This is a genomic window from Falsiroseomonas sp., from assembly GCF_030695085.1.
In the GTDB taxonomy this organism is placed as follows: domain Bacteria; phylum Pseudomonadota; class Alphaproteobacteria; order Acetobacterales; family Acetobacteraceae; genus Falsiroseomonas.
The window spans coordinates 1-12,906 of sequence record NZ_JAUYTS010000068.1; the positions used below are offsets into that span (position 1 = coordinate 1).

The following is a 12,906-nucleotide window of genomic DNA, read 5'->3' on the forward strand; positions in this document are numbered from 1 at the left end:
TCAGGGGTTGTTGGTCTCAGCAACCCAACCCTACCGAAGATCACCGCGGTGGCCGCCCAGGGCGCTCCGCTTCGCTCAGCCAGGGGCTTCGCTACGCGCCCCGGGCTTCGGTCCTCCTACACCACCACCCGGGACACGACCGGCTCAAGGACTGGCGCCGCATCGCCATGCGCTACGACCGCTGCACCCACACCTTCTTCAGCGCCATCACCCTCGCCGCCACCGTCACCTTCTGGCTCGGGCAATGAGTCCTGTGCCTAGCCGATGCAGTTGCCGCACGCGTGCGTCGAAATCCCCGCGGAGCCGATCGCGATGGCGGACCAGTTCGCGCAATTCCTCCACCGCTGCATCGTGCACATCTGTCAGCGCGGGGCGCTTCTCGAAGGCGAAGCTAGCAAGGGCCAAGGCATCGATCGCATCGGTCTTGGTCCGCTCGAGGCCGGCCTGCTGAAAGCGCCGTGCGGTGATGGGATTGAGCAAGGCAACCTGGTGACCCGCGGTGACGAGAACGACGAAAAGATTTTTCCAGTAATGGCCGGTGGCCTCCATGGCGATGAGCACCGGCCCGGAGCCAAGCAGCCCGAGAAGCTTGGCGTAGCCCTCCTGATCCTCGGTGAAGGGGGTGGGTTTCCCGATCGGCCGCCCGTCGTCGTCAAGGCGGCCAAGCATGTGAGCCCGGAAAATTCATGAGGGTTGGCGGACATGGCGCAACCCGTTGAACGGCCATAGGATTCGGCTGCGAACCCAGAACCCTGCCGCTTCCGGACACCATGCCCGCCGACGCACACGCTACGCTGCCCTTGCCGGGCCTGTCACCCGTCGCGGGCAACCCGATCATCGCCCGCTTCGACGGCGGCGCCCTCTCCTCCGACGGCGGTCTGCTGGCGCGGCGTGAGATCGAGGAGCGCCTCGGCGTGGCGCGGCGTCTCGCCGCCTGCATCGACGATCGGCGCGCGCCGGACCGGATCCAGCACAGCCTCGCCGACATGCTGCGCTTCCGCCTGCTGATGATTGCCGCCGGCTACGAGGACGGCAACGATGCCGACATCCTGCGGCACGACCCGCTGTTCAAGCTCGCCAACGGGCGGCTGCCCGACGCGGCCGCGCTGTGCTCGCAGCCGACGCTGTCGCGCCTTGAGAACACGCCGGGGCTGCGCGCGCTGATCCGCATGGCCCGCGCCATGGTGGCGCTTTACTGCGCGAGCTTCCGCCAGGTGCCGCGCCACATCGCGCTCGACACCGACGACACCTTCGACGCGGTCCATGGCGGGCAGCAGTTGCGGCTGTTCAACGCCTACTACGACGAATACGGCTTCCAGCCGATCGTCGTCTTCGACGCGGACGGCCGCCCTGTCGCCGCCATGCTGCGCCCGCCCAAGCGCCCGACCGGCGCCGAGGTGCGCGCCTTCCTGCGCCGCCTGGTGCGCGAGATCCGCAGCCACTGGCCGCGCGTCGGGATCCTGATCCGCGCGGACAGTCATTATTGCGCACCGGAGGTGCTGGAGTTCTGCCGCGCGGTGCGCATCGACTTCGTGATTGGCATCGCCACCACCACGACGCTGTGTCGGCATGTCGAGACGCTGGAGGCCAGCACCGCCAGCCGCCAGGCCGGCGCGCCGGGCGCGGAGAAGCTCCGGCGCTACAAGGAATTCCACGATGGCGCGGCGAGTTGGTCGCGCGTCGAGCGCATCATCGCCCGCGTCGAGGTCAGCACGCAGGGCACCGACACCCGCTTCGTCGTCACCAACCTTACGGATGGGACTGCGCGCGGGATCTACGAGAACCTCTACTGCCGGCGCGGCCAGGCCGAGAACCATATCAAGGCGTGGAAGCGCCATCTCGCCGCCGACCGCACGTCGTGCTGCCGTGCGGCTGCCAACCAGTTCCGCCTGATGCTGCACACCGGCGCCTACTGGCTGCTGTGGTCGCTGCGCAGCATGATGCCGAAGCGCTCGACCTGGCGCGTCGCACAGTTCGACACCCTGCGGCTGCGCCTGGTGAAGCTGGCCACACGTGTCGTCGCGCTGAAGACCCGCGTCATGCTGCATCTGCCGAGCGCCTGTCCCGACAAGGCCATCCTGCGCCTCGCGCTCGAACGCCTGCCGCGCCTGACCTGCTGAGTAACGGGGCGGATGCCCCGATCGAGCCCCGCAACCGCAACCCTCCAGCCCCGCGATACGCACCAACACACCGCCAGCAGCGCCGGCGGCAGTCGAACGCGACCGCGTCTACGCAGATGCGCAAGCCGCCCGCCAAGCGCATATCACAGCCAGCCTGGTGAATTTTCCGGGTGAGTTTCTGATGCGATTTCGATGCCGGCGAACATGGCTCCTCCTTACAAGACAGAAGCCGGGGAGCCTCGAAGCCGACGTTCAAGCTCATCCTTGTATCACCGAGGACGCGGATTGGCTGGACCCGGCCTCACCATACCGTTCGAGCACCAAACGCCGGTCGAGGGCGCCAATCTGACCTACGTGGAACGACCCACCAGGCTGATGCGGCGACCCTCTCCCAGCTACCGGGGCACTACCTTAAGCCAAAGCGGTGCCCCGGTGGGTGGAAGAGTTACAAGGGCCGTATCAAGTGGCTCGGCGGCTTCCCAGGCGGTGATCACTGCGGCCGCGGAACTGCGCAGGGTGAGACCATCGACGGGTGCATCCAGCGGCGCGAAGACCGTCTCCCGTGAACTCAGGAGCGGGCTGTCGTGCGCGGTGGCCGCGTGGGTGCCGCTGCGAGGCAGTACTGGCGCCGAGCCAGCCGGATCCAGGCCGATGAAGGCGAAGCCACTGTCGGTCATGCGGAGCGCGATCCAGGCACCCGTCTCGTCCTGGCGCCAGCCTCGCCCGAGATGCTCCGCCGGCGCCGGCACCTCCACCAGCAGCCCGGTGTTAAGCATGCTGCGGAAGACGGCGTTGCGCGCGGCTGCGGGTATCTTCGGCAGTGGGGCAAGTCCTGCCTCGTGTTCGGCGGCCTCGCGGACGATATGGGACTGGGTGTTGGACAGCGTCATGGTAGTGGTCTCCGGCGTCGAGCACCGAGGATCGGGGCCCTACCACCAGTGGCCCCGCCGGGCTGAACCCGGTCGGGGCGTACCAACGCTTCGCTCCGGATCTGACGAAGCCAAGTGCCCTCTGGCCAAGGGCTGGAACGCCGGCGCGCCGATGGATGATGCGAACCTGAACCGGCGGCAGACCATCCGCGTCGGCCCATCCGTGGTCTATGCGCAGGTGGGGGTGATCGGCTTCGATGGGCCGATCGATCTGCAGTCGCTGCGGCTCTACGGGCTGCCAGAGGCCGCGCCCGCAGTGCTGAACGGCACGCCGCTGCCGACAGGGGCGCTGTTCGGCTCAGGGCGGCGGTAATTTGCCGCGGAGGTATCTGGGATCTGCCGAGCCTGGCGCCCGGGGCGACGGCGCTGCTCGATGTCACCGTGAACGGGGCGCGGGCGGGCGACCGGGCGCAGGCGTCGCTCGTGTCGTCGACGCGCTTTATCGAACTCAACGCAGCCGTGTGGTCGAACAACACGGTGCGGGTGTTGGCGCGGAACATCTCAGGCGCGACGTTCAATTTGGCCGCGGCGACGCTGTCGGTGGGGGTGGTGAAGCGGCGGGTGCCCAGACGGGCGGCGTTGGTCCGGGGTTTTCAAAGCTCCGGACGACGCATTCCCCCACAGCGATGGTGAGCAGCCACATGCCGACGACCACGATTTCAGTGGTCAGCCCCGTCGGCGGTTCTCCCCTGATCAGGTAGACGGGGAACATGATCGGCGCGACGGTTCCCGATCCCATGCCGATGGCATAGGCGCGGATCATCCAAGCACGGTGTCGCAGCATGGCGTGCGCCCGCGCCGCCGCCACCCCCAGCACGAGCACCGCGAGCAGCGCCAGGCTAAACACCCCGCGTGCGGCATCCAGAAGCCCGGTTGCGATGCTCTCGACCTGCAGCAGCAGCGCCAGCCCCGACAGCGCCAGCCCAACTCCAGCCACCACAAAGACTCGCCCGGCCAGGCGGTGCAGCATCCCGAACCGGTGGCGAAGGGCGCGGGCAAACTGCAGCGGCCCGAGCACGCCGAACAGCACGCCCGCCAGCGCATGAAGGAAGAACGCGACAGGCACGGAGGCCAGCCGAAGGCTGTCCTCGGGCAATGCGCCAAGCGGGATCTGCACCACCAGGACAGCAGCCATCATCACCGGGATGAAGCTGAAGATGGCCAGGGCCAGAACAAGCGGAATCGGTCGGGTGAAAGCGCCGATCATGGCAACTTCGCGCTTCTGGGATGACGGGTCAGCACCGCCCTGCTGCCTGCAACAACGCATTGCAATTGCCGCCAGCGCTTCGACCACGTTGGCCGGTGGCCGCGGGCCCCTCATTGCCGCTCCCACGCTGGCCACCCGACATGGCGGTGCAGATGGCGTCGGAATGCGGTGTCTGCCCAAAGGTTACGGCCTGCTGGAGGCCGGTGGCCCCGTACAGGTAGCAGCGGAAAGCCGACCCGTCGCGCGTATTGACGGTGTAGTTGATGCGGCCTCCGGTCTCTTCGCTGCGGTCGGAGATGGCGAACTGGCCGACGGTTCGCCCGATGGCCTGAGCGGTGCGTTGTTCCAGGCCGTCCTGATTGATGGTGGGCGCACATCCGGCCAGGAGGACAAGCGTGGCAGCGAGGGCTGCGAAGGGCCGAATGTGCATGACCGGCTTCGTGGGATTCATTGGGCTTGTTCGGCAAAGCCGTTGTGTGCGGGTCTGGGGGCCATAGGCTCGGCGGGTGACGGCGCGCATCGGAATCTCCGGCGGTGGGGAGCTGGTCACCTACCCATGCACCAATACACGTGGAACTGGTGAAATCCGGTCATCACCCATACAAGGATGTATGGATCTGAACGCCACGCAGCTCGATTGGAATCGCATCCGCGCCTTCCTCGCCACCGCCGAGGCGGGTTCACTCTCCGCCGCGGCGCGGGCACTCGGCCTCACCCAGCCGACGCTAGGCCGCCAGATCGCGGCACTGGAGCGCGATCTGGGTGTCGCCCTGTTCGAGCGGGCCGGTCGCGGCCTCGTGCTCACGCCCACCGCCGGGGCGTTGCTGGAGCACGTGCGCATGATGGGGGATGCCGCCGGCCGCCTGGCCCTGGCCGCCACCGGCCAATCGCAGCGGATCGAAGGCCCAATTCGGATCACCGCCACCGAGGCCTGTGCGGCGCACATCCTGCCCCCCATCATTGCCAGGCTGCGCGCGGCACATCCGGGCATCACGGTGGAAATCCGCGCCATCAATCGCACGGCCGATCTGCTGCGGCGCGAGGCCGACATCGCCATCCGCAACTTCGACCCGCGTGAGCCGGAACTCATCGCCCGCAAGGTGGGAGAGGACCGGGGCCGCCCCTATGCGACCCCGGGCTATCTCGCCAATCTGGGGCATCCTCGGGGCTGGGATGATCTGGCGCGGGCCCAGTTCGTGGGCTTTGGTGAAACCTCCGACTTCATCGAGGGCATGCGCGCCTTGAACCTGCCTGTGACAGCGCAGCAATTGCCGGTTCAGGTGGACAGCCACCTGGTGCATTGGGAACTGGTGAAGCAGGGCGCGGGCATCGGCTTCGCCACGGAAGCGGTGGGCGATGCGGAGCCACGGGTGTGCCGCGTGCTGCCCGAGGCGCCGCCCATCGTCTTCCCCATCTGGCTCGTCACGCATCGGGAACTGCACACCAGCCGACGCGTGCGGGTGGTGTTCGATTTCCTCGCCGATGCGCTGGCGTCGCCGCCGCGCTGACCAGGCAGCACGATCAGGGGGTCGGAGGGAGCCATATCATCTCCCCGCGACGGCATGACAAGACGGCGCACGCCGACAAGCCTGCCCCGAGCATCAGCCAAGGGTCGCGCGCAAAGAAAAGGCGAGCGGCAGGGCCGGCGTCGACGCCGGAAGGCGGAACATCCCCGCGCCGGCAGGCTCCATCATCGGAAAGGCTGGCCACGGCAGCGTCTCGTGCTCGTGCAGGAAATCGAGACGGAAGCCGGCCGCGAGGAGCGCACCGAGAATGGCGCTGAAAGAGTGCGCCCATTCGTAGGTCTGGCTGTGCGCCAGCATGTCCGGCGCGCCGGTATAGGTGGTGGTGTCATTGTACCTGAACGGCGCATCGATGGGCACTTGCCAGGGGCGCGCGAGCACCAGCCGTTCGTCCTGCTCATCCAGCGCGTTCATCGCAGGGTGTGAATCCGCCAGGTACAGCGCGCCGCCCGGTGCCAGCAGCGCAGCGACCACGCGTGCCCAGCGTGTCATGTCCGGCAGCCAGCAAAGCGCTCCCCATGTCACATAGACCAGGTCGAAGGGGCCATCGAGCAGCGTGGCTGCGTCATACACATTGCCCTCGACGAAGCGCACAGGCAGGCCAAGCTCCGCGCCCAGCGCCCGCGCGCCGGCGATGGCCCGGGGCGAGAAGTCGAGCCCGGTGGCGATGGCGCCGCGCCGCGCCAAGCGTACGGTGTCGAGCCCAAAATGACACTGCAAATGCGCCACGCGCAGTCCAGCGACATCGCCGAGTTCGCCATCGACGATGGGATCGAGCCGCTTCTCCCCCGCACGCACGGCATTGATTCCGTAAAAGCCCGTGCTGTCGCGCAGGTGGATCTCCGCGCGGTCGTCCCAGTTCAGGCGGTTGGCTGCGATCGGGTCCATGAGGCTCTACCTGTTGGCGCGGCAAATTCTTCGGGAAAGGCCTAGCTGTTCTTATTCACCACGGGCCTGCGTGAGTCTGGCGCGCGTGGCGTAAGCTGCTGGATGCGTTTACGAATTTGGGTGTCGAGACCAACCCGTAGCACCCTCAGGCCGCGCCACACCCGCCATGGACAACGATACGACCGAGCGGTTCGGCTTTCCAGCGATCAGCCGCAAGAGGCTGACTGCCGCCTTTGACGGTGGGCGCCTGACGTCGGACGGCGGGGTCACGTTGCTGGCCGCGGCCGAGCGCCAGCTCGGTCTGTGCGACCGGCTGGCCGCGCTGATCTCCCACCCGGCGTGATCCGTCACGGGTGATCCACCCGCTGGCCGACATCCTGCGGGCCCGCATCCTGGCGATCGCCTGTGGCTACGAGGATGCCGACGACCTCGACCACCTCCGCCGGGATCCTGGCTTCAAGCTGGCCTGCGGTCGGCTGCCCGACAGTCGGCGAGACCTGTGTTCGCGGCCGACGATGTCGCGCTGGGAGAACGCGCTGTCCCTGCGCGAGGTGATCCGGCTGATGCGGTTTATGAAAGGCTCGCCGCGGGTGAAGCCGACCTGTTCCAGCGGCTCGCCGCGCACGGACGCCTCATTGAGGAAGGCAGTGACCTCCGCGGGCGAGATGCAGGACAGCGCGTCGTTGCGCGGGCGGCTCTCGATGGAGTAGCTGGCGCAGGCGATGTTACAGAGCATCCCGGTGTTGATCCAGGGCCTCTGCAACCCCCTGCAAAGCCACAGTGGCGCGGCGCTCCCCCATGGCTGTCAGGGCGGCATCCGCGAATTTCGCGATGCGTGGCGCGGGCCGGGTGATCGTGCCGACGGACAAGGCGGCGTTCCTTCGGGCGATGCGCGGTGTCGCTCCATCCCTGCGCCGGAAGCCTCGGCGAGGTTACGCGCGGGGGCGCGATCGGAATCGGGTTCGCACTCCGTCCACCGCCTCGGAGCCGATCACCCAAAGGATCTTCCAGCCGGCCCTGACGGTGCCGGAGAGAGTCCCCGATATCTTCGAGGTCCCGATACGGCGCCGGTAGCCGACCGGCACCTCCACCACGCGCAGGCCGATACGGGCGGCACGGACCTGCATCTCCACCGTCCAGCCCCAGGTCTCGTCGCGCATGCCAAGCCGCGCGAGAGCGCCGCGCCGGATGACGCGGAACGGTCCGAGATCGGTGTAGCGCACGCCCCAGACCAGCCGGATCAGCAGGCAGGCCAGCGCATTGCCGAAGCGCTGCTGCGGGGTGAGCGCACCGCGCTCCACGCCAAGCGTGCGCGCGCCGATCACCAGATCCGCTTCGCCCGCCTCGATCGGGGCGAGCAGCGCGGCGAGGTCCTCCGGACGGTCGGCGGCATCGGCGTCCATGAACAGCACCGTGTCCACCTCCGGCGACAGCGCGGCAATGCCGGCCAGGCACGCCCGGCCATAGCCGCGGCGCGGCTCCTCGACCACGCGCGCACCGAGGCGGCGCGCGATCTCGGGCGTGCCGTCGGTGCTCGCGGTGTCGACCACGATCACCTCGGCCACCCGCGGCAGGATCGCGTCCAGCACCCCGGGCAGCGCCGCCGCCTCGTTGCGGGCGGGGATGATGACGCCAATGCGCAACCCGCCGGGCGCGCTCATTGGTTCCCCGGCTGGCGTATCCTGGACAGGCCCAGCATCAGCAACACTCCTATGAGGTGGATCGCCGCGACGCCCTGGGCGAAGACCGCTCCGAGCCCCAGCGCTTCGAGCGGGAAGAACGCGTAGTAGAGCGGCAGCAGCACCGCCGGCAGCAGGAGCGCCCGGCAGCCCAGCGCCGCCGCGAATGGCAGGAACCAGACCGCATACCAGGGGTATTGCGCCGGCGAGAGATAGAAGGTGGCGGCCGCGACGATCAGGGCGCCGCGCAGCAACGCCTCTGGTTCGCCCGGCGCCTGGCGCGCGACGGCAAGCGCCACCACCGCCGCCGCGAGCCCGACCAGTGGCCGCAGCGCCGCGCCGGCGCCCGACCCGAAGGCAGCCTGCACCCAGGCCATCGGGGCATTGTTGACGAGCCAGCGCTGCGCATAGGCGGCCAGGCCCGCATCGGGCGCCGCGACCGTTGCCAGCATCGGCGCCAGCGTGGCGGCCGCGATCAGCCCGAAGGCGGCGACGGCCGGAACCCTTGTGCCGGCCGGCAGCCAGCGCGCCAACAATGGCACGAGCAGTAGCGGCCAGACCTTCACCCCCGCCGCCAGCCCGAGCAGCCCGCCCGCCAGCGCGCCGCGCCCGGACAGCGTCGCCAGCAGCGCACCGAACAGCAGCGGCGGCAGCAGCGCATCCACATGGGCTGCGTTCGTCAACACCACCGGCAACAGCGGGCAGCACCACCAGACGGCGGCGCGCATCACCGGCAGACCCACGCGCCGCAGCAGCGCCGCCAGCAGCAGCACCCCCGCGGCCTCGGCGCCCAGCATCACGATGCGCAGCCCGAGCAGATCCCAGGGCGCGATCCAGTGCGCCACCATGAAAGCGAGCTGCGCGGTGCCCGGGTAGATGCTCCGCAGCCCCGCGAATGGCAGCACGGCGTGCAGCGCCGACCCGGCCTCGCCGAACCCCTGCGGCACGCCGGCGGCCGGCGGCGCGCCCCAGGGTGAGATCCCATGTGCCACCAGCGCTCCATCCCAGAGGTAGCGCAGCGCGTCGGTATCGAGGACGAGCGGCGTCCCGAGCCATCCCAGGCGCATCGCCGCGCCAAAGACCGCTATGGCGCCGATCGCCACGCGCCGCGGGGGCAGCCGCTCCAGCGGGCCGATCGCCGCGAACCACGCGGCGCCACCCAGCATTGCCAGCACGATGAAGGCCAGCACCCGTGTCGGCGCGGGGTCGGCCCGCTCCAGCAGCCCGGGGGCGAGGGCGATCATGCCCGCCTGGGCGCCGGCCAGGAGGGCCGCCATCACCCACAGGCGCTGCCCCGCCCAAGGCATGGTGTCACGACTCGTCATGCGTAACCATGGGCCGGCCCCGGGCGATCTGGGATATGGGCTAACCCTGCCATGCTCCTGCTGATGGATCGAACGCCATGCCGCCACCCTTCCGCCCGGCCCGACGCCGCCTGCTGCTCGCGGGCACCGGCGTGCTGGTCGTCTCGGCCGGTGCAGCCCTCGCCTGGCCCTGGCGGCGCGGCCTGCCCGACCCCGCCGATCCCGGCACGACGATGCAGGATGTCGAAGCCTCCGTGACGCGCCTGCTGCCGGTGCCGGAGATCACCTCGGCGGACCTCGCCCGGCGGATCGCGTCGGGAGAGCGCATCCTGCTGCTCGATGTGCGCGAGCCGGCCGAATACGCGCAGAGCCGCATTCCCGGCGCGCTGCGCGTCTCGCCCGGAGCGCCGGCCGCCGCGGTGCTGGCCGAACACGGCGCGCGCATGGCCGGCGCGACCGTGGTGCTCTACTGCGCCGTCGGCTGGCGTTCCGGCCTGATGGTGCAGGGCATCCGGCAAGCGGTGACGCAGGCCCCGGCCGCGGCGCTGCTCAACCTTCGCGGCGGCATCTTTCGCTGGCATGCGGAGGCGCGGCCGCTGGAACTCGGCCCGGGCGCGACGGGGGTGCACCCCTTCGACGCGGCCTGGGGCCGGCTGCTGGCGCGGATGGGCGGCGGCTAAGCGCAGCCGCCTCATGTGCCCGCCGGGGCGTCGTTCAGGGCCCAGTCATAGGCATCTCCGGCGATGGCGGTGCGCTCGGTGAGGCGCGTCGCCAGCGGCGGGGCGGCGTGGCGGCGCACATGCGCGACCACGCCGGCCTCGCTGCCGCCGAAATCCTCGCGGAACCAGCTGTAGATCGAGGAGACCCGTAGCCGCCCGTCCGGCAGCACGGTCACGCCGCGCGGGTGGTTCACGAAGGCTGCCGCCGCCGCGTCCAGCTCGCGCTCCAGAGTCGCCGCCCGCCAGGCACGCGGCCAGATGTTAGGGCAGCCGATCGAGGCGCAGTTAACCGCGTAGTGCACGCGCGGATCGCGGAAGGTCGGGCGCATCGTCTCGTGCTCGATGTCGTCGAGCGACATGCGCCGGCCCTCGACCGTGACCAGCCGCGTGCGCCAGGGCCCGGTCCAGCCCTTGGGGTCGAGCGGAACGCCGCTCGAGCGGATGTCGCGGATTGAGCGCACCGGATGGCGCTCCAGCACCACCTTCAGCGTCAGCGCGTTGTACAGGTTCGCCCAGTGGGCGAAGGCCTCCTCCCGCGCCATAGCCGAAGGCCGGCGCAACGCGGCCTCAGCGATCCAGGCGTCGAGCGCGCGCATGTCGACCGCGTTGCCCTTCCAGGCGCCGTAGCGCACGCGGGTCACGCCATCCGGGTGGTCCGCCACGTAGCGCGCGAGCAGCGCATCCAGTACGGCATCGGAATCGGCCGCGGCTCGCCGCGCGGGTAGCGCGACGGTCGTGGCGAGGACGAGGAAGGTGCGGCGGGTCTGCATGGTGCTGTCCTTCAGGCCTTAGCGAAGCGCGTCTTCAGTGGGATGGCGGCGAGCGACAGCGCCGCGAGGCCGAGCAGCGCGCCGAGGATCTGCGGCGTCAGCACGGCGCGCGGATCGAGGGCGCCGCCCATCGCCAGCACCTCGCCGAGGCCGGCGCCGGCCAGGCTGAACACCGCAATACCCGGCAGGATGCCGAGCGCGGTGGTGGCGACATAGACCGGCAGCCGCACGCCGACGAAGGCCGGCACCAGGTTCACCAGGAAGAACGGGAACAGAGGCACCAGCCGCAGCACCAGCAGGTAGGATGTGGCGTTGCGCCGGATGCCCTCGCCCAATGCGCGCGCCTTCACGCCGAACCTGGCGCTTCCGCGGACGGCCTGCGCCGCATGCGCCGCGGCCAACAGCGCTTTGGACGGCACGCAGCCCGGGTTGAGGCAGTCGCCGCCCATCTGGTGCTTCTCGACGAGGACGACGGACGCCCCCATCTGCACGGCGCCGGCCGCGACCGAGAGGCCACCAGAGCCTGCGCCGATGATGCAGAGGTCGGAATGCAGCACCCCGTCGTGCAGCCGGGGGCGGCGCGTGCGAAGTCCGGGGGGCGCCCCTGTCGCATCCATCGTGGCTGGTGCTCGTTCGGTTCCTCAGGCAGTTCGACGGAAGTACCGGGAAGGTTACGGGGCCACTGCCTGCGCTGCCGTCCAAGCAGCCAGGAAGGCGCGCGTGTGGTGCGCCGGGCCGCTTGTCACCGCGGCGCCTCTGCCTGGCGCTTGCCCGGAGAGTTCAGCCTGCAGCCGCAGGAAGTCGTGGGGCTCATCCACATCGTACCACGTCGGCAGCATTACGACGGGCAGGCCGATTTCCTCTGCGCGCTGCAGCGTGCAGGCGAGAACCTCCGGCGTGCTCCAGGCGATGTCCTCGAACAGCCGTGGGTGGGGGCGCTTCAGGCCAACGAGATAGTAGCCGCCGTCGCGCGCGGGGCCAAGGACGACGCGGTCGCCGGGCTCGCGCAGTGCGGCGATCGCCTGTTCGACAAACGCGGTCGGCAGGGTCGGGCTGTCGCCATTCACCATGATCGCGCAGTCATGTCCGTCGGCGAGGAAAGCCGCCATGCTTGCCTGCAGCACGGTGCCGACGGATGCCTCCTGGCGCGGCACCAGCGTCCAGGGCGGTGGCAGGAGCACGCGCAGAACCGCCTCCGATCCGGCGGGGCTGAAGAGCGCGTAGAGTTGCCGGCCGAGCCCTTCGGGAATGGCTTCCAGGGCCACGGCAACGTCGCGGATGAAGCAGGCGGAGAGGCGTTGTGCCATTTCCACCCCGAGCAACGGCCGAAGGCGCGACTTTCCTCCGCCGATACCCGGCGTCTTGCAGACGATAGACACGGCGGTGCCTAGACCCATCAAACTTGCTTCGTCCCTACCAGAACCATTACTACGCCGGCGAGGTCCAGAAGGTTACGTGGTGTTGGCGGAGGCGATGCTCGCTCCCGTGCGTTCAAGCCCTTTCGCGAGCCACCCTACCGATTCCCCTGCCTGCGCGTGCTCCTCGACCGCATCGCCGACCACCCGATCAACCGCAGCGGCGAACTCGCACCCTGGAACCTCCGGCCCAACGCCACCTGAGCCGCGTCGATCGTGTCCCATCGCGTGGTGTAGGAGCGCGATGATCTTTGGCGGGCTGGGCCGCCATATCAGGCGGGCACGGCCGAGAGCCTGACGGTGGCATTATCGCTGACGGTGCTGATGGCTTCCAGGGTCATATAGCGGGCGC

The 12,906-nt window shown here is 69.6% G+C and carries 14 protein-coding genes and 2 pseudogenes; 6 read left to right on the top strand and 10 right to left on the bottom strand.

From position 1 onward, the window contains the following. Window positions 1-248: pseudogene (locus Q8S40_RS08185) on the top strand (hypothetical protein); the annotation flags it as partial. Here Q8S40_RS08185 and Q8S40_RS08190 read toward each other — a convergent pair. After that, window positions 226-669 (bottom strand): IS110 family transposase, encoded by a 444-nt coding sequence (locus tag Q8S40_RS08190; RefSeq protein ID WP_305669995.1) that lies wholly within the window; start codon window positions 667-669, stop codon window positions 226-228. The pseudogene Q8S40_RS08185 and the gene Q8S40_RS08190 sit on opposite strands and share 23 nt — an antisense overlap. Before the next feature lie 101 nt (window positions 670-770). Between Q8S40_RS08190 and Q8S40_RS08195 the strand changes: the two genes are divergently transcribed. Next, entirely contained in the window at window positions 771-2,120 is a 1,350-nt protein-coding gene (locus tag Q8S40_RS08195) for an IS1380 family transposase (RefSeq protein WP_305669996.1), read from the top strand. A gap of 395 nt (window positions 2,121-2,515) precedes the next feature. Here the strand turns inward: Q8S40_RS08195 and Q8S40_RS08200 are convergent, their stop codons facing one another. Beyond that, window positions 2,516-3,010, bottom strand: a complete 495-nt coding sequence (locus Q8S40_RS08200; RefSeq protein WP_305669997.1) for a hypothetical protein — start codon at window positions 3,008-3,010, stop codon at window positions 2,516-2,518. Between the two features lie 151 nt (window positions 3,011-3,161). On the opposite strand from Q8S40_RS08200, the gene Q8S40_RS08205 reads away from it, so the two are divergent. Then, window positions 3,162-3,362 carry a hypothetical protein gene (locus tag Q8S40_RS08205; protein ID WP_305669998.1) on the top strand — a complete coding sequence of 67 codons (201 nt, stop codon included), beginning with the start codon at window positions 3,162-3,164 and terminating at the stop codon, window positions 3,360-3,362. A 201-nt stretch (window positions 3,363-3,563) separates the two neighbouring features. Here Q8S40_RS08205 and Q8S40_RS08210 read toward each other — a convergent pair whose 3' ends face one another. Together Q8S40_RS08210 and Q8S40_RS08215 are read right to left on the bottom strand one after the other, a co-directional pair. Continuing rightward, window positions 3,564-4,343 (bottom strand): DUF2306 domain-containing protein, encoded by a 780-nt coding sequence (locus Q8S40_RS08210; protein ID WP_305669999.1) that lies wholly within the window; start codon window positions 4,341-4,343, stop codon window positions 3,564-3,566. Beyond that, entirely contained in the window at window positions 4,285-4,707 is a 423-nt protein-coding gene (locus Q8S40_RS08215) for a hypothetical protein (protein ID WP_305670000.1), read from the bottom strand. The genes Q8S40_RS08210 and Q8S40_RS08215 overlap by 59 nt, the downstream gene beginning before the upstream one ends. Before the next feature lie 160 nt (window positions 4,708-4,867). On the opposite strand from Q8S40_RS08215, the gene Q8S40_RS08220 reads away from it, so the two are divergent. Continuing rightward, complete coding sequence (locus Q8S40_RS08220) at window positions 4,868-5,764, top strand: LysR family transcriptional regulator (protein ID WP_305670001.1); 897 nt, start codon at window positions 4,868-4,870, stop codon at window positions 5,762-5,764. 93 nt (window positions 5,765-5,857) lie between these two features. Here the strand turns inward: Q8S40_RS08220 and Q8S40_RS08225 are convergent, their stop codons facing one another. Then, entirely contained in the window at window positions 5,858-6,667 is an 810-nt protein-coding gene (locus tag Q8S40_RS08225; protein WP_305670002.1) for a bifunctional 2-polyprenyl-6-hydroxyphenol methylase/3-demethylubiquinol 3-O-methyltransferase UbiG, read from the bottom strand. Between the two features lie 166 nt (window positions 6,668-6,833). Here Q8S40_RS08225 and Q8S40_RS08230 point away from each other — a divergent pair. After that, window positions 6,834-7,242, top strand: a pseudogene (locus tag Q8S40_RS08230) (transposase); the annotation flags it as partial. Between the two features lie 357 nt (window positions 7,243-7,599). Here Q8S40_RS08230 and Q8S40_RS08235 read toward each other — a convergent pair. Together Q8S40_RS08235 and Q8S40_RS08240 are read right to left on the bottom strand one after the other, a co-directional pair. Beyond that, complete coding sequence (locus Q8S40_RS08235) at window positions 7,600-8,328, bottom strand: glycosyltransferase family 2 protein (protein WP_305670003.1); 729 nt, start codon at window positions 8,326-8,328, stop codon at window positions 7,600-7,602. After that, window positions 8,325-9,623 (bottom strand): hypothetical protein, encoded by a 1,299-nt coding sequence (locus tag Q8S40_RS08240; protein ID WP_305670004.1) that lies wholly within the window; start codon window positions 9,621-9,623, stop codon window positions 8,325-8,327. The genes Q8S40_RS08235 and Q8S40_RS08240 overlap by 4 nt, the downstream gene beginning before the upstream one ends. A 125-nt stretch (window positions 9,624-9,748) precedes the next feature. On the opposite strand from Q8S40_RS08240, the gene Q8S40_RS08245 reads away from it, so the two are divergent. After that, window positions 9,749-10,330, top strand: a complete 582-nt coding sequence (locus tag Q8S40_RS08245; RefSeq protein WP_305670005.1) for a rhodanese-like domain-containing protein — start codon at window positions 9,749-9,751, stop codon at window positions 10,328-10,330. A gap of 11 nt (window positions 10,331-10,341) precedes the next feature. On the opposite strand, the gene Q8S40_RS08250 is transcribed toward Q8S40_RS08245, so the two are convergent. From Q8S40_RS08250 to Q8S40_RS08260, 3 genes are all read right to left on the bottom strand, one after another. Beyond that, the gene (locus Q8S40_RS08250; RefSeq protein WP_305670006.1) at window positions 10,342-11,139 is read right to left on the bottom strand and encodes a DUF547 domain-containing protein; all 798 of its coding nucleotides are present in this window, start codon (window positions 11,137-11,139) and stop codon (window positions 10,342-10,344) included. 11 nt (window positions 11,140-11,150) lie between these two features. After that, the gene (locus Q8S40_RS08255) at window positions 11,151-11,696 is read right to left on the bottom strand and encodes an FAD-dependent oxidoreductase (protein WP_371136818.1); all 546 of its coding nucleotides are present in this window, start codon (window positions 11,694-11,696) and stop codon (window positions 11,151-11,153) included. A gap of 114 nt (window positions 11,697-11,810) precedes the next feature. Further along, entirely contained in the window at window positions 11,811-12,536 is a 726-nt protein-coding gene (locus tag Q8S40_RS08260) for a TIGR04282 family arsenosugar biosynthesis glycosyltransferase (RefSeq protein WP_305670008.1), read from the bottom strand. Window positions 12,537-12,906 lie beyond the last annotated feature (370 nt).

What these genes read in the sequence shown, in the direction of transcription:
- Q8S40_RS08235 (WP_305670003.1), bottom strand. Translation starts at nt 8,328, where the DNA reads ATGAGCGCGCCCGGCGGGTTGCGCATTGGCGTCATCATCCCCGCCCGC.
- Q8S40_RS08250 (WP_305670006.1), bottom strand. Translation starts at nt 11,139, where the DNA reads ATGCAGACCCGCCGCACCTTCCTCGTCCTCGCCACGACCGTCGCGCTA.
- Q8S40_RS08245 (WP_305670005.1), top strand. Translation starts at nt 9,749, where the DNA reads ATGCCGCCACCCTTCCGCCCGGCCCGACGCCGCCTGCTGCTCGCGGGC.
- Q8S40_RS08225 (WP_305670002.1), bottom strand. Translation starts at nt 6,667, where the DNA reads ATGGACCCGATCGCAGCCAACCGCCTGAACTGGGACGACCGCGCGGAG.
- Q8S40_RS08195 (WP_305669996.1), top strand. Translation starts at nt 771, where the DNA reads ATGCCCGCCGACGCACACGCTACGCTGCCCTTGCCGGGCCTGTCACCC.
- Q8S40_RS08240 (WP_305670004.1), bottom strand. Translation starts at nt 9,623, where the DNA reads ATGGCGGCCCTCCTGGCCGGCGCCCAGGCGGGCATGATCGCCCTCGCC.
- Q8S40_RS08205 (WP_305669998.1), top strand. Translation starts at nt 3,162, where the DNA reads ATGGATGATGCGAACCTGAACCGGCGGCAGACCATCCGCGTCGGCCCA.
- Q8S40_RS08215 (WP_305670000.1), bottom strand. Translation starts at nt 4,707, where the DNA reads ATGAATCCCACGAAGCCGGTCATGCACATTCGGCCCTTCGCAGCCCTC.
- Q8S40_RS08220 (WP_305670001.1), top strand. Translation starts at nt 4,868, where the DNA reads ATGGATCTGAACGCCACGCAGCTCGATTGGAATCGCATCCGCGCCTTC.
- Q8S40_RS08260 (WP_305670008.1), bottom strand. Translation starts at nt 12,536, where the DNA reads ATGGGTCTAGGCACCGCCGTGTCTATCGTCTGCAAGACGCCGGGTATC.
- Q8S40_RS08190 (WP_305669995.1), bottom strand. Translation starts at nt 669, where the DNA reads ATGCTTGGCCGCCTTGACGACGACGGGCGGCCGATCGGGAAACCCACC.
- Q8S40_RS08200 (WP_305669997.1), bottom strand. Translation starts at nt 3,010, where the DNA reads ATGACGCTGTCCAACACCCAGTCCCATATCGTCCGCGAGGCCGCCGAA.